Raw genomic sequence first — 14,683 nt, 5'->3', positions numbered from 1 at the left:
CGAAAGCCTCCCGCCTTTTTCATGCGATCACCGGATGGTGGGCGACGGAATCGCGCCGCATATGGCCGTTCAGCCGCGGATCGTCATCGACCTCGACGCTGCGCTTGAACACCTTGAAGCCCGAGCGCTGGTAGAATTCCGGCGCGCCCTGGTGGTCGAGCGTGCAGGTATGGACCCAGAAGCGCTGAATCGGCTTGGCCCAGGCCTTGGCCAGCGCCCGGTTCATCAGCCAGCGCCCGGCGCCCTTGCCGACGACGGGCTCGGCGAGGCCGAAGAAGGCGAGCTCGCCCTCGCCGGCGACGCGAAAGTCGAGTTCGAGCAGGCCGACATCCTGCCTCTCGTGGCGCACGGCGTAGAACTCGATCGCCGGATCGGCGAGCAGCGCCTCGATCTCGGAGACGGGCTTGACCAGCCGGCTGAACCACATCCAGCGCTCGCCGAGCAGGCGGTAGATCGCGAGGTAGCGCGTGGCATCATTGCGGCCGATCGGCTCCAGCGAGAAGCCGCCGAGCCCGGGCGGATCGGGCCGCAGCGGCGGCGCCGCCAACATTTCGAGCGAGGTGACGATGGCGGCGATCTTGCCGGGCGGCAGGTCGGTGATGCCGGTGAGGCTGATGGTGAGGCTGTCGCTCATGTCCGAATTCTGGATGGGCTTCTTGACGCAGGATGGCTCGGCACGATTGCCGGGGTCGCCGCGATCATGACACGATCGGGGTCGCAAGATCACGCCCCGATGACGCATGGCCAGCCCCCGTCCCGCAAATTGCCGGCGCCGCACAGGCGCCATCGCGCCCTGCTGGCCGCGCTCGCGATCATGCTGGTGGCTGTGCTGCCGCACGTCACCTTCGCCGCCTCGATGCTGCACGGCATCTCCCAGCCGCTAGCGGTGGCCGCGATGAAACTGCATGCGCCGGCAGGGCACGGCCTTGCCAGCGCCCACTCCGCCTCCGCCCCTTGCCACGAGCAGGCCAGCGCCGGGGATGAGCACGCTCAGCCGACCAAGCCGCCCTGCTGCATCATCGGCTGCGGCCTGATCGGCCTCGGGCCTGAGATCGCCATGCCGCGCGTCCTGGCGCTCAGCCATCGGCTTGGACCCCCGCCGCCCTGGTCCGGCGAAGGCGCCGAGATCGAACCCGCCGAACGCCCGCCGCGGTCGAGCTGAGAGCACCCCGAAATCCCAGCCTTCACGACATCCTGCTCGAACCCAGAGAGGTCGCAGGATTCTCAGATCACGAGGATGTTTCGATGACCAAGCACGCAAGCCTGAAACTCGCAGTCGGCCTGACCGGGCTCATCGCTCTCGCCGGCGTCGCGCTGGCGCAGCAGCACCAGGGCCACGGCATGAACCACGGCGCCATGGCTCCGGCCAGCGCCAGGGATTCGGCCGCGACGGCCGGCTACAAGGCCGCCAATACCCGGATGCACAAGGACATGGACATCGCCTACAGCGGCGATGCCGATGCCGATTTCGTCCGCGGCATGATCCCGCATCATCAGGGTGCGATCGACATGGCCAAGGTCGTGCTCGCCAACGGCAAGGACCCCGCGCTGAAGACGCTCGCGGAGGGCGTCATCGCCGACCAGGAAAAGGAGATCGCGCAGATGCGCGACTGGCTCAAGAAGAACGGAAAATAGCGGTTCGCAGCCGAGCGGGCGGCGTTTCCGCCGCCCGCTCTTGCACTTGCGCGAGCCCGCTGGCACAGAGGTCGCGGGTTCGCTCCAGGCAGGCACTCCCCGTGCTTCCACGCGCGCCGCGATGCCTCCTCAGCCTTTCTCGCAGCCCGCGGGTCTCATGAAACGCTATCTCGACTATCTCTGGCCGGTCGTCGGCCTCGTCGCGGTCATCTGGTCGGTCGACCTGCTCTGGGAGAAGCTCAAGGCCGAGGCCCTGACCAATGAGGCCGTCAGCGCGCGGCTCGAGCAGGCCGGCCTGTGGGAGAGCATCAAGATCGTCGCCGGCGGCATCGGCCAGAAGATCGCGCTGATCCCGCCCGAGGCCTTCTTGCATGCGGCGCTGGCGACGCTCGTCGCCTATGCCGCGCTCGCCTGGTACGATCGCATCGCCCTGATCCACCTCGGCAAGGAGAAGGGCATCTCCTGGTTCTACACCTCGCTCTGCTCCTTCGTGACCTACGCGCTCTCGCATAATATCGGCGCCTCGGTCTTCTCCGGCGGCATGGTGCGCTACCGCGCCTATACGGCCAAGGGGCTGACGGCGGCCGAGGTCGCAGTGCTGGTGGCGCTCACCTCCTTCACCTTCGCCTTCGGCACGCTGCTACTGCTGGGCCTCGTGCTGGTCGGCGAGCCGCAGATCCTGCGCCCGCTCAGGCGGCTCTCGGAATGGTTCGGCATCGGCGATGCGCAGGGGCGGCTGATCGGCTTCGGCCTGCTCGCCTTCGTCGCGCTCTACACGATCGGCTCCTGGCTCAAGTTCAAGCCGCTGAAGATCGGCAAGTTCGAGGTGATCTACCCGCGCCTGCCGATCGTGGCGCGGCAGTACCTCGCCGCCCCGCTGGAACTGATGGGCGCCGCCGGCATCATCTATTTCGCCTTGCCGGACCAGGGCAATCCGGGCTTCTTCATCGTGCTCGGCGCCTTCCTGCTCTCCTTCTCGGCCGGGCTGCTCAGCCAGGTGCCGGGCGGCGTCGGCGTCATGGAGGCGGTGTTCCTGGCGGTCATGCCCAGCGTCCCGGCCCCGGCCGTCTTCGCAGCGCTCGTGGTCTGGCGGCTGTTCTACCTGATCCTGCCGCTGGTGATCTCGCTGCCAGTCGTGCTCGCCTTCGAGCGCGACCAGCTCAAGAAGCACACCCGCATCGCCCCACCCCCGTAGGGCGTCAGCGCCTCAGCGCAATCGCCGCCGCGCCGAACATCAAGAGCGCGCCGATGCCCTCGGCCCAGCCGAACGGCTCGTTCAGCGCCGCCACGCCGACGGCAACCGCGATGGCCGGGCTGATGAAGGCGTAGAGCCCGGCCCGGAAGGCGCCCCAGTCGCGCAGCAGCCGCATGTAGATGGTGAAGCCCATCAGCGAGCCGCCGATGACCAGGAAGACCACGCAGGGCCAGACCGGCCATTGCACCAGCGCCTGCACCTGCTGAAGCCCGATCGGCTCGACGAGCAACGCGATCACCGTCAGCCCGATGCCGCCGATCATGGTCTGCCAGCCGGCAAGCGTCAGCGTCGGCATCGTCCCGGCGATGCGCCGCGACAGCACCGCGCCGAAGCAATAGAGCAAGGTGCCTGCCGCCACCGCGACCAGCCCCCAGAACTCCAGCGGGTCGCCCTGCGAGGCGCTGAGGCCGCCAAGCGCCCGCGTCGCGAACAGGAAGCCGAGGCCGAGCGTGCCGAGCCCGATCGCGGCGAGCTGCCGGCCGGTGATCCGGTTGCCCTCGATCATCCGGCTCGCGAGCAGGGTGTAGATCGGGATCGTCGCGAAATTGACGATGGCCGCGAGCCCCGTCGTGGCATGGGCCGTGCCCCAGAACAGCAAGGTGTAGTTGCCCGTATTGACCAGCAGCGCCGTGCCGATCAGCCGCGGCCAGGCTTGGCGCGGCACCGCCAGCACGTCCCTGCCGGCCCAGAGCAGCATCAGCACGCCCGCAAGCGAGAACCGCGCCGCCGCGAGGAAAACCGGCGGCACGTGCGCCGCGCCGACCTTGACCGGCAGCCAGGTCAGGCCCCAGACGAGGCACATCACGGCGAAGAGGAGGGCGTTGCGCGACATCAAGCGGTTCTCTGAAGCTCCAGCCCTCATCGCTGAGAGGCTGGCGTGAAATGTCTTGCGTGATCTCAAGGATGTCTCATCAGGCCCAAACGCACCGTCATCCCGGACGCAGCGAAGCGGAGCTCCGGGATCCATCGTGGGGCTCGGCGCTCTATGATGGATCCCGGGACTGCGCTGCGCTTGCCCGGGATGACGGCACTGTTGTGCTCGCTTCTCCACCCTTCGAGGGCCAAGTAATCACCTGTCCCGCAGGGAATGGGCCGCACGGCGCTTGCGCTCCAGCAATTCCACTATAGAAGATACGACGCTATGATAGTGGATGAACTCACGTCAAGGCTGGCCGAGCGCGTGCGCATCGAGCGCGAGGCGCGCGGCTGGAGCCTGAGCGACCTCGCCGAAAGGTCGGGCGTCTCGCGCGCCATGATCAGCAAGATCGAGCGCGGCGAGGCGAGCCCGACCGCGATCCTGCTCGGCAAGCTCTCCGGCGCCTTCGGCCTGACCTTGTCGAACCTGCTGGCCCGCGCCGAGACGCAGGGCGAACGCGTCAGGCGCCTCAAGGACCAGCCGAGCTGGCGCGATCCGCAGACCGGCTTCACCCGCCGGGCGGTCTCGCCCACCGGCGAAGCCGGGCTCGAGTTGGTCGAGGCCGAGCTGCCGGCCGGCGCCCGCATCTCCTACCCCGCCAGCTCCTACGCCTTCATCCGCCAGCAGATCTGGGTGCAATCAGGCGTTCTCGACTTCGAGGAGGGCGAGGCGACGACAAGGCTGGAGGCCGGCGATTGCCTGGAGCTCGGCCCCCCAGTCGATTGCGCCTTCAGCAACCCAGGACCCGGCGCGGTGCGCTACGTCGTCGTGGTGGTCAGGCGCTAGATCGTCCCGACGGTCTTCAGCTTCACCCGCGGATGAATCTCGGCCTGCGACAGCACTGGCGTCTCGCGGCGGAAGCGCTCGATGATCTGGCGCACGAAGGGCCGGGCCATGCCGGAGGTGACGAGCGAGGGCATCTCGCCCATGCGCGCCGCGTCCTCGAACTTCTCGCGCACCGTCCGCACGAACTCCTGCAGGCGCGAGGGCTGCATCGCCAGGTGCCGGTCGTCGCCGTTGCCGACGATCGATTCGGCGAAGACGCCCTCCCAGGCCGGCGAGAGCGTGATGATCGGCAAGTCGCCGTTATGGTTGGCGAACTGGGCGCAGATCTGCCGCGCCAGCCGCGAGCGCACGTGCTCGGCGATGTCGCGCGGGTTCTTGAGCGCGCCGGCCACCTCGGCGATGCCCTCGATGATGGTGGCGAGGTCGCGGATCGAGATGCGCTCGCCCAGCAGCATCTGCAGCACGCGCTGGATGCCGGTGGTCGAGATCTGGCTGGGCACGATCTCCTTGACCAGGTCGGCATGGTCCTTGGGCAGCTCGCGCAGCAGCTTCTGCACCTCGCCATGCGAGAGCAGCTCCGGCATGTGCGATTTCAGCACCTCGGTCAGGTGCGTCGAGATCACCGTGGCGGCGTCGACCACGGTGAAGCCGCGCAGCTGCGCCTCGTCCTGAAGCGCCGCGTCGATCCAGGTCGCGGGCAGGCCGAAGGTCGGCTCCATGACGTTGTGGCCGGGCAGGTTCACCTGCCCGCCCATCGGGTCCATCGCCATGTACTGGCCGGCATAGACGATGCCGTGGCCCGCATCGATCTCCTTGATCTTGATGTAGTAGTGGTTAGCCTCGAGCTGGACGTTGTCGACGATACGCACCGCCGGCATGACGAAGCCGAGCTCGGCCGCGAGCTGGCGCCTGAGCGCGCGGACCTGGTCGGTCAGCCGGTCGGCCCCACCGGCGGCGTTGACCAGCGGCAGCAAGCCATAGCCGATCTCGATCTTGAGCTCGTCGAGCTTGAGCAGGTCGTTGAGCGTCTCCTCCTTCGGCGTGCCGTCGGCCGCCAGCGGCGAGGCCGCGTCGGCGGCGGCCGCCTGCTTGTCGTCGCGCACCTTGGCGATCTGGCCGAAGCGCCGGGCGAGATAGCCGGCACCGCCAGCCAGGACCAGGAAGGGCAAGGCCGGGATGCCGGGCAGCACCGCGATCAGCAGCATCACCGCCGCGGACATGCCGAGCGCCTTCGGGTAGCCGGAGAGCTGCTTGCCGAGCGCCTTGTCGGCCGCGCCGCGCACGCCTGACTTGGAGACGAGCAAGCCCGCGGCGGTCGAGACGATCAGCGCCGGGATCTGGCTGACGAGGCCGTCGCCGACGGTCAGTTGCGTATAGGCGTGGGCGGCATTGCCGAAGCTCATGCCCTGCTGCGCCACGCCGATGATGATGCCGCCGAGCACGTTGATGAAGGTGATCAGCAGGGCGGCGATGGCGTCGCCGCGCACGAACTTGGAGGCGCCGTCCATCGAGCCGAAGAAGTTGGCCTCGTCCTCCAGCGCCTTGCGGCGGGTCTTGGCGACCTCCTGGTCGATCAGGCCGGCGGAGAGGTCGGCGTCGATCGCCATCTGCTTGCCGGGCATGGCGTCGAGCGCGAAGCGCGCCGCGACCTCGGCGATGCGGCCCGAGCCCTTGGTGATGACGACGAAGTTGACGATGATCAGGATGGTGAAGACGATCACCCCGATCACGAAATTGCCGCCCATCACGAAATTGGCGAAGGCCTCGATGACGTGTCCGGCCGCCGAGGCGCCCTCGTGGCCATGCGCGAGGATGAGGCGCGTCGAGGCCAGGTTCAGCGCCAGCCTGAACATCGTGACGATCAGCAGCACGGTCGGGAAGGCGGAGAACTCCAGCGGCTCCTCGATGAAGAGTGCGGTCATCAGCACCAGCACCGAGAGGATGATCGAGAGCGCCAGCAAGAGGTCGAGCAGGATCGCCGGTAGCGGGAAGATGAGCACCACGAGGATGCCCATGACGCCGATGGCGAGGAAGAGGTCGGGCCGGTTGAGCAGGTTGCCCATGGCACCGCGGGTCGGGATGTTGAAGCCGCCGCCAGCCCCTGCCGTCACATCGGTCATCGACTGAGCCTATTCCCCGCAGCCGCGCGATCCGCGCGAAAATCCATGCCCGAACATGCCGTTACGACACCCGGCAATTCTTGCCGGGTGCATGGTGAACGAGTGGTTAAGACCGTCAAAAAAACTCGACTTGGCGGGCGTACCTGAACAGGGTGTCAGCGACTCGCCGCGATTCGGCCCCATTCGGCCGCGCATGTCGAAGCGGGTCGATAGACTGGTTTCGATGCCGGATTTTGGAGGAATTCCATGAATAGACGTTCTTTTGTTTTGAGCCTTTTCGGTGGTCTCGCGGCTGCCGGCCTCGGCGGCGCTGCGATCGCTCAGGCCGCCACGGACATTGCCCCCGTCGCCCCGGCCCTGCCTGAGGCCGGCGCCGTCGACGCCGCCACCAAGGCCGCCCTCGACCAGACCGACGCCGAGTTCAGCCAGGTCGTCGTCGTCCGCCGTCCGTATCGTCGCCCCGTCGTCGTCCGTCGTCCCGTGGTCGTCGTGCGCCGCCCGGTCGTCGTCCGCCGTCCGGTCTACGTGCGTCGCCCGCGCGTCTACGTCCGCTAAGACGAAGCCATACCGACAAGAGGCGGCCTCCCTCCGGGGAGGCCGCTTTTTTTATGCCCGGCCGCAACCAGCGGGCCCCGACATCGTTGTCATACGCGCAGGGAGAGCCGCGATGACAGCGCCGGGACACGCTCAGCAGCAGGTAATCGAGACCGATATCCCGGCCAGGCTCGACCGGCTGCCATGGTCGCGCTTCCATACGCTCGTCGTCGTCGCGCTCGGCATCACCTGGATCCTCGACGGGCTCGAGGTCACGCTCGCCGGCTCCGTCTCGGGCGCGCTCAAGGAGAGCCCGGCGCTGTGCTTCACCAACACCGAGATCGGCCTGGCCGGCGCCGCCTATATTGCCGGCGCGGTCTTCGGCGCGCTGTTCTTCGGCTGGCTGACCGACCGGCTCGGCCGCAAGACGCTCTTCACCATCACCGTGCTGGTCTATCTGACCGCGACCGCCGCCACCGCCTTCTCCTGGAACGTTGCGAGCTTCCTGGTCTTCCGCTTCTTCACCGGCATGGGCATCGGCGGCGAGTACACCGCGATCAACTCGACCATCCAGGAACTCGTGCCCGCCCGCGTGCGCGGCTGGACCGACCTCGTCATCAACGGCTCGTTCTGGATCGGCGCGGCGCTGGGCGCGATCGGCGCCATCATCCTGCTCGACGCCGCGATCATCGATCCCGAGATCGGCTGGCGGCTCGCCTTCTTCATCGGCGCCGTGCTCGGCCTCGTCATCCTCGTCCTGCGGCTCTGGATTCCCGAAAGCCCGCGCTGGCTGCTCAGCCATGGCCGGGCCGACGAGGCGGCGGCGATCGTCGCCGGCATCGAGGCGCAATCCGGCATCACCTACAGCGCCAGCGAGAACCTGCCGAAGATGCGGCTGCGGCCGCGCGCAGTCACGCCGCTCAAAGAGGTCTTCGAATCGCTCTTCGTGGTGCACCGGCAGCGCGCCTTGGTCGGTCTGGCGCTGATGGTCGCGCAGGCCTTCTTCTACAACGCGATCTTCTTCACCTACGCGCTGATCCTGACCGATTTCTACCAGGTGCCCTCCGGCATGATCGGCTGGTTCATCCTGCCCTTCGCCGCCGGCAACTTCCTTGGCCCCCTGCTCATCGGCCGCCTGTTCGACACCTGGGGCCGCCGCCCGATGATCGCCGCGACCTATGCGCTCTCGGGCCTGTTGCTCGCGATAACCGGCTATCTCTTCGCGCAGGACGCCGTCACCGCGACGCAGCTCACGCTGTGCTGGAGCGTCGTCTTCTTCTTCGCCTCGGCCGCCGCCAGCTCGGCCTACCTGACCGTCAGCGAGACCTTCCCGCTCGAGATGCGCGCGCTCGCCATCGCGGTGTTCTACGCCATCGGCACCGGCGCCGGCGGCATTGCCGGCCCCTGGCTCTTCGGCATCCTGATCGACACCGGCTCGCGCATGAGCGTCTTCGGCGGCTACCTGCTGGGCGCGGTCTTGATGCTGGCCGCGGCGCTGATCGCGGCACTCTACGCGGTCAAGGCCGAGCGCCGTTCGCTCGAAGCCGTCACCCGGCCGCTGAACGCCGTGGACTGACCAGGACATCGGCTCGAAAAGTGGCATGCGGTTTTCGGAAAGAGCCGATGCCCAGGCACTGTAGCCGGCGCGCATTTTAGCCATGTGCGAAGAATTCTCGCGACCGGCAACAAATCGCCTAAAACTGCGTTATGGTTTCATGCTGTTTCGGGTCCTAGAACGACGCGGAACGCTGGACGAAACCATGTCCCGGAGGATGCCGTGGATAGACGCTCATTCATAACGACTTTGATCGGCGGCTTTGCCGCAGCAAGCCTAGGCGGCATCGCCGTAGCCGAAGCAGCCCCTACCCCCGCCAAGCTCGCACCGGAGCCAACGACGCCTCCGACTAGCGAGGGCGACCTATCCGCTGAGACGAAGCAGGGCCTCGACGGCACCGACGCGGAGTTCAGCCAGTACTACTACCGCCGCCGCTATTACCGCCCGTACGGCGTCTACCGTCCGCGCTACTACGCCCGGCCGCGTTACTATGCCCGGCCGCGCTACTATGGCCGGCCCTATTATCGCCGGCGGTTCTACTGAGATCCGGTAGCGAGCCCGTCCCTAGACCGTATTGAGACTTCGCCGGCGCGAGTCGGCTGGCGTAGCTGTCGAGAACCGGGGCGCAGCGGACTATCGTCCGCGAGCACCGGAAGCGCAGGCAGCCGCGTCAGTAGAAGTCGCAGATGGTCTCTCAGGCTGCGCTGATGCGTGCCTGACCGGGCTCCGCCACGACAATCCCGGACGCTGTGTACTCGCTCAGCTTGTTGCGCAGCGTCCGGATCGAGATGCCGAGGATCTTGGCCGCATGCGTGCGGTTGCCGAGGCAATGGTCGAGCGTATCGAGGATGAGGTCGCGCTCGACATCGGCGACGGTGCGCCCGACCAGCGAGCGCGTCATCGCATCGGCCGTCTGGGCCGCCCGCCCCGCCGGATCGCGCCCGGAGACCGGGCCGAGCGTCTCGCCCTCCGGCGTCAGCATCGCCTCGGCGTTGATCTCGCCGCCCTGCGCCAGCAGCACCGCGCGATGAACCGTATTCTCCAGCTCGCGGACGTTGCCGCGCCATGAATTGGCGAGCAGCACCTTGCGCGCGTCGGCCGCGACCGGGCGCAGCGGCAGCCCGTTGATCTCGGCATATTTCTTGGCGAAATGATCGGCCAGCGCCAGGACGTCGCCGGGCCGCTCGCGCAGCGCCGGCAGCCTGAGATGCACGACGTTGAGCCGGTAGAACAGATCCTCGCGGAACAAGCCGTCGCGCACGGCGTCGCCGAGGTTGCGGTTCGAGGTCGCGATGATCCTGAGGTCGACCTTGACCGGCTGCGTGCCGCCGACCCGGTCGATCATGCGTTCCTGCAGGGCGCGCAGCAGCTTGGCCTGCAGGCGCACGTCCATCTCGGAGATTTCGTCGAGCAGGAGCGTGCCGCCATGGGCCTCCTCGAACTTGCCGATGCGCCGCGCCACGGCGCCGGTGAAGGCGCCCTTCTCATGGCCGAACAGCTCGGATTCGAGCAGGTTGTCGGGAATCGCCGCGCAATTCACCGCGACGAAGGGCTTGTCCCTGCGCAGCGACTTCTGGTGCAGGTGACGCGCGATCACCTCCTTGCCGGTGCCGCTCTCGCCGGTCACCAGGACGGGCGCGTCCGAGCGCGCGATCTGCCCGGCGAGCTGGACGACGCGCTCCATCGCCGGATCGCGCCAGATCAGGCTGGTCTGGTCGGCGGCGACCGCCTCCAGCACGGCTGCGATCAGCTCCGGATCGGGCGGCAGCGGCACGTATTCGCGGGCGCCGGCCTGGATCGCGGCGACGGCCGCGCGCGCATCGGTCGAGGTGCCGCAGGCGACGATCGGCGTGCGGATGCGCTCGGCCTCAAGCGCCGCGACGAGCTTGGCGATCGGCTGGGCGACGTCGACCATGAGGAGGTCGGCGCCCTTGGCCCGCAGCACCGCCAGCGTCTGCTCGATGTTCTCGGTATGGGTGACGTTCGCCCCATGCGAGATCGCGATCTTGGCCGCGGTGATGATCGCGCCGCGCAGGCCGCCGACGATGATGAGACGCATGGCTCAGGTTCTCCCTGATTCTGAAATGGGCGCGGCGCGCATCAGCGGTCGGCCTTGATGATTTCGGTCATGGTCACGCCGAGCCGGTCCTCGACGACCACGACCTCGCCGCGCGCCACCAGGCGCTCGTTGACGAAGATGTCGATCGCCTCGCCGACGCGCCGGTCGAGCTCCAGCACCGTGCCGGGCGCGACCTGGAGCAGGTCGCCGACCGCGATGCGCGACGAGCCGAGCACGGCCGAGACCGTGACCGGCACGTCGAAGACCTGCTCCAGGTCCTCCGCCGTCTTGACCGGCACCGGACCGGAGCGCGCGACCGAGGCGTTGTGGTCGAAGGAGAGGTCGGCCGGGTTCAGCGGCGGCAGGTTGAGGTCGTTTTCGTGGCTCATGACGATCTCCGCTCGGTGCCGCCAAGCTGATGGGGCCCGAACAGGCTAGCGACCGCCTGCTCGACCAATTGTTCCAACCTGGCGCCGTCGACGACGAAGCCGCCATCGGCCCATTCGATTCGCCCATCGCCTATGGCGATGTCGGGTTGGCCGAGCACGACGAGGCGCCCGGCAAAGCCCATCTCGCGCGCCAATCCGGCAAGCATGCTCTCCACCGGCTCGACGGCTGTTTCGTTGACCCGCACCACCAGGTGCGGCGCCAGCCGGGCATGCCCCAGGCATTCGCGCACCGCCCGCTCGAGCGCGGCCAGCGGCTGCTGCGCCAGCGCGGCGCGCGCCAACCCCTGCGCCGTGACGATGGCGACCTGGGCGGCCTGCCCCTCGATCTCGGCGAGGCGCTTCTGCTCGTCCGCGACAAGCTTGTCGGCCGAGCGGACGAGCTTGCCGACGAGCGCGTTGAACTGGCTCTCGGCCTCGCGGCGCCCCTGCTCCTGCCCGGCGCTGAAGCCCTCCGCGCGCGCCGAGGCGATGTCCGCCTCGGTGGTCGCACGCCGGCCGCCCTCGCGGAAATCCGTGCCGAACATGAATTTCTTGGCAGTGCCCATCGTCAATAGACCAGCTCGTCCTCGGAATTGCCCTTGCCAATCACGATCTCGCCCTTGTCGGCGAGGTCCTTGGTCAGGGTGACCATCTTCATTTGCGCCTCGTCGACCTCCTTCAGCCGGAGCGGGCCGAGGCTCTGCATGTCGTCGGTCATGTTCTTGACGGCGCGCTGCGACATGGCGCCGAAGAAGAAGCTGCGCATCTGCTCGTTGGCGCCCTTGAGCGCGCGCGCCAGAGTGTCCTTGTCGACGACGCGCATCAGCGTCTGCAGCCCGGCCGGGTCGAGCTTGCCGAGGTCCTCGAAGGTGAACATCAGCGCGCGGATGCGCGCCGCCGATTCCTGGTTCGAGGCGTCGAGCGCCGAGAGGAAGCGGATCTCGGTCTGGCGGTCGAAGCTATTGAAGATCTCGGCCATCTGCTCGTGCGGATCGCGCCGGCGCGTCTGGGTCAGCGTCGAGACGAATTCGGTGCGCAGCGTGTTCTCGATATGGTCGAGTGCCTCCTTCTGCACCGATTCCATCCGCAGCATCCGGGCGACGACCTCGATCGACAATTCGTTCGGCAGGTGGCGCAGCACGTTGGCCGAGTGCTCGGAGCGGATGCGCGAGAGGATGACGGCGATGGTCTGCGGGTATTCGTTCTTGAGGAAGTTCGCGAGCACGACGGCATCGATATTGCCGAGCTTCTGCCACATGTTGCGTCCGGCCGGGCCGCGGATCTCCTCCATGATCAGCGCCACCTGATCGGGCGGCAGGATCTTCTCCAGCAGCGAGACGGTGCGGTCGAACGAGCCGGTGATCGCGCCCGCGCTGGAGAGCTTGCCGACGAAGTCCAGCATCAGCCGCTCGACCATGTCGGAATCGACCGTGCCGAGCTCCGCCATGGCGCGGGTGATGATGCGGATCTCCTCGTCGTCGAGCTCCTGCCAGATGGCGCGGCCGTGCTCCTCGCCGAGCACGAGCAGGATCACGGCAGCCCGCTGCGGCCCGTTCATGCCGGTATAGGTCATCGGTTCCGGCGCCGCGGACTCGTAGTCCGCAGTGTCGCGCCCGGAGTTCCGTGTCGCGATCGAGCGAGCCTCCATCGCCATGATTCAGGACCTCATGCCGCGGCTTTTTCGTGGATCCAGCCGCGCAGCACCGCGACCGAATCCGCCGGGTTCTGCGCGACCATGGCGCCGATCTTCTCGACCGACTGCGCCTTGAGCTGACCCTTGATCTGGGCAATGGCGAGCATCCGCTCGGACGGCGCGTCGACCTCGATGGTCTGCGTGTCGCCGATGGCCGCGAGCACGCGCGGGCTCGCCGGGTCGCCGGTGCCCTGGTCCTCGACCGCGACGCCGTTGCGCATGAAGGCGGGCATCGGCCGGACCTTGTCGGAGGCCAGCACCTGCTTCAGCAGCGGCCGCACCACGGTCATCAGCACGATCAGCGTCAGCAGCGAGATCACGCCGAGCTCGGCGAAGCGGATCAGGTCCTCCCTGGTGAAGGCGAGGAGCTGCTGCATCAATGTCTGCTCGGTCAGGTCGAGCGCCGGCTGCGGCGCCTCGGCGAAGCGCAGGTTGACGATCTCGACCTTGTCGCCGCGACCCTGGTCGAAGCCGACCGCGGTGCGCACGAGCTGGCCGATGCGCTCCAGCTCCTCCGGCGCCCGCGGCTGATAGGCAAGCTCGCCGGAGGGGCCGCGGCTATAGGTGCCGTCGACCAGCACGGCGACCGAGAGCTTCTGGACGCGGCCGCCCTCGACGACCTCGGTGCGCGTCGTGCGCGAGATCTCGTAATTGACGACCTCTTCGTTCTTGTTGTTGCTGTCGCGCGCGCCTTGCTGCGCCTGGTTCTGTTGCGCGCCGGGCAACTCGTTGCCGACCGTCACGGCACCGTTCTGCTCGTTGGTCGCGGAAGTCTCAGTCCGGTTCTGGCTGGAGCGGACGACGCGGCTCTCGGGGTCGAAGGTCTCCGAGCGGCTCTCGACGCGGTTGCTGTCGAGCGAGGCTGCGACCTGCACGCGCGCCCGGCCCTGGCCGACGATGCTGGCGACGATCTCCTCGACCTGCGCCCTGACCCGCTTCTCGATTGCCGACTGGCGCTCGTCGAGCCCGAGGCCGGCGAGGCCCTGCTCGCCCTGCGCGCCATCGGCGAGCAGCCGGCCGCGCTCGTCGACGATCGAGACGCGTTCGGGCTTCAGGCTGTCGACGGCGGAGGCGACGAGGTGGCGCACGGCGCGGACCTGGGCTGGGTCGAGTTCGCCGGCCAGCTTGAGCACGATCGAAGCGCGCGGCAGCTCGCGGTCGCGCTCGAACAGGCGCCGCTCCGGGATGACGAGATGGACGCGCGCGGCCTGCACCCGGCTGATCGAGCGGATGGTGCGCGACAGCTCGCCTTCGAGCGCGCGCAAATGGTTGATGTTCTGGACGAAGCTGGTCGAGGAGAAGGCGTCGCCCTTGTCGAATATCTCGTAGCCGACGCCGCCGCCCGACGGGATGCCCTTGCCGGCGAGGTCGAGCCGCAGCCGCGGCACGTCGGCCTTCGCCACCAGCACCGTCTGGCCGTCGGCGCGCAACTCGTACTTGATGCCGCGCGTGTCGAGCTCCTTCAGGATGGCGTTGACGTCGGTGGTCGAGAGGTCGGTGAAGAGCACGCTCATCGCGGGTTCCGACATGCGCAGCATGACGAAGCCGAAGAAGCCGATCAGCACGAGCGTGACGGCTAGCATCGCCGCCAGCCGCGCCGCGCCGAATCTCCTGAATTGCTCGACGATCCCGTTCACGCCGCCACCCGTTCCACAAAGCCGTGATGGCCGCGCGCAAGGTGCGGCTCACTAGGCAAGTTTTT

General features: G+C 68.0%; 15 protein-coding genes. 7 read left to right on the top strand and 8 right to left on the bottom strand.

All coding sequences use genetic code 11. From position 1 onward, the window contains the following. Positions 1–19: 19 nt before the first annotated feature. Entirely contained in the window at positions 20–634 is a 615-nt protein-coding gene (locus DWF00_RS15775; RefSeq protein WP_114829418.1) for a GNAT family N-acetyltransferase, read from the bottom strand. Between the two features lie 99 nt (positions 635–733). Between DWF00_RS15775 and DWF00_RS15770 the strand changes: the two genes are divergently transcribed. The 3 genes from DWF00_RS15770 to DWF00_RS15760 all read left to right on the top strand — a co-directional run bounded on the left by DWF00_RS15770 (position 734) and on the right by DWF00_RS15760 (position 2,830). After that, the gene (locus DWF00_RS15770) at positions 734–1,162 is read left to right on the top strand and encodes a hypothetical protein (RefSeq protein ID WP_114829419.1); all 429 of its coding nucleotides are present in this window, start codon (positions 734–736) and stop codon (positions 1,160–1,162) included. Positions 1,163–1,245: 83 nt separating this feature from the next. After that, positions 1,246–1,635, top strand: a complete 390-nt coding sequence (gene copM, locus DWF00_RS15765) for a CopM family metallochaperone (protein WP_114829420.1) — start codon at positions 1,246–1,248, stop codon at positions 1,633–1,635. A gap of 157 nt (positions 1,636–1,792) precedes the next feature. Further along, positions 1,793–2,830 (top strand): lysylphosphatidylglycerol synthase transmembrane domain-containing protein, encoded by a 1,038-nt coding sequence (locus tag DWF00_RS15760; RefSeq protein WP_114829421.1) that lies wholly within the window; start codon positions 1,793–1,795, stop codon positions 2,828–2,830. 4 nt (positions 2,831–2,834) lie between these two features. On the opposite strand, the gene DWF00_RS15755 is transcribed toward DWF00_RS15760, so the two are convergent. Then, positions 2,835–3,722, bottom strand: coding sequence for a DMT family transporter (locus tag DWF00_RS15755; protein ID WP_181832644.1), 888 nt, complete (start codon positions 3,720–3,722; stop codon positions 2,835–2,837). Between the two features lie 309 nt (positions 3,723–4,031). Between DWF00_RS15755 and DWF00_RS15750 the strand changes: the two genes are divergently transcribed. Continuing rightward, positions 4,032–4,592, top strand: coding sequence for a helix-turn-helix domain-containing protein (locus DWF00_RS15750; RefSeq protein WP_114829423.1), 561 nt, complete (start codon positions 4,032–4,034; stop codon positions 4,590–4,592). Here the strand turns inward: DWF00_RS15750 and flhA are convergent. Continuing rightward, a complete protein-coding gene (gene flhA / locus DWF00_RS15745; RefSeq protein WP_114829424.1) occupies positions 4,589–6,712 on the bottom strand; it encodes a flagellar biosynthesis protein FlhA in 2,124 nt (707 codons plus the stop codon). The two genes, DWF00_RS15750 and flhA, sit on opposite strands and share 4 nt — an antisense overlap. Before the next feature lie 246 nt (positions 6,713–6,958). Between flhA and DWF00_RS15740 the strand changes: the two genes are divergently transcribed. The 3 genes from DWF00_RS15740 to DWF00_RS15730 all read left to right on the top strand — a co-directional run bounded on the left by DWF00_RS15740 (position 6,959) and on the right by DWF00_RS15730 (position 9,344). Then, positions 6,959–7,267: a hypothetical protein gene (locus DWF00_RS15740; protein ID WP_147283696.1), complete on the top strand. Its 309-nt coding sequence runs from the start codon at positions 6,959–6,961 to the stop codon at positions 7,265–7,267. Between the two features lie 112 nt (positions 7,268–7,379). Further along, a complete protein-coding gene (locus tag DWF00_RS15735; protein ID WP_114829426.1) occupies positions 7,380–8,822 on the top strand; it encodes an MFS transporter in 1,443 nt (480 codons plus the stop codon). Positions 8,823–9,023: 201 nt separating this feature from the next. Then, positions 9,024–9,344: a hypothetical protein gene (locus DWF00_RS15730; protein ID WP_147283697.1), complete on the top strand. Its 321-nt coding sequence runs from the start codon at positions 9,024–9,026 to the stop codon at positions 9,342–9,344. A gap of 151 nt (positions 9,345–9,495) precedes the next feature. Here DWF00_RS15730 and flbD read toward each other — a convergent pair whose 3' ends face one another. From flbD to fliF, 5 genes are all read right to left on the bottom strand, one after another. Beyond that, on the bottom strand, positions 9,496–10,860 hold the full coding sequence (gene flbD, locus DWF00_RS15725) for a sigma-54-dependent transcriptional regulator FlbD (protein ID WP_114829428.1): 1,365 nt from the start codon (positions 10,858–10,860) through the stop codon (positions 9,496–9,498). A gap of 41 nt (positions 10,861–10,901) precedes the next feature. Next, positions 10,902–11,249: a flagellar motor switch protein FliN gene (gene fliN / locus DWF00_RS15720; RefSeq protein WP_114829429.1), complete on the bottom strand. Its 348-nt coding sequence runs from the start codon at positions 11,247–11,249 to the stop codon at positions 10,902–10,904. Beyond that, positions 11,246–11,860 carry a FliH/SctL family protein gene (locus DWF00_RS15715; RefSeq protein WP_147283698.1) on the bottom strand — a complete coding sequence of 205 codons (615 nt, stop codon included), beginning with the start codon at positions 11,858–11,860 and terminating at the stop codon, positions 11,246–11,248. The genes fliN and DWF00_RS15715 overlap by 4 nt, the downstream gene beginning before the upstream one ends. After that, entirely contained in the window at positions 11,857–12,861 is a 1,005-nt protein-coding gene (gene fliG / locus DWF00_RS15710) for a flagellar motor switch protein FliG (protein WP_245973999.1), read from the bottom strand. The genes DWF00_RS15715 and fliG overlap by 4 nt, the downstream gene beginning before the upstream one ends. Positions 12,862–12,953: 92 nt before the next feature. Next, a complete protein-coding gene (fliF, locus tag DWF00_RS15705; protein WP_114829431.1) occupies positions 12,954–14,618 on the bottom strand; it encodes a flagellar basal-body MS-ring/collar protein FliF in 1,665 nt (554 codons plus the stop codon). Between the last annotated feature and the right edge of the window lie 65 nt (positions 14,619–14,683).

Origin of the sequence: Allobosea caraganae (genome assembly GCF_003351345.1) — a bacterium.
Taxonomy (GTDB): domain Bacteria; phylum Pseudomonadota; class Alphaproteobacteria; order Rhizobiales; family Beijerinckiaceae; genus Allobosea; species Allobosea caraganae.
This window is presented reverse-complemented; position numbering and strand designations above follow the sequence as displayed.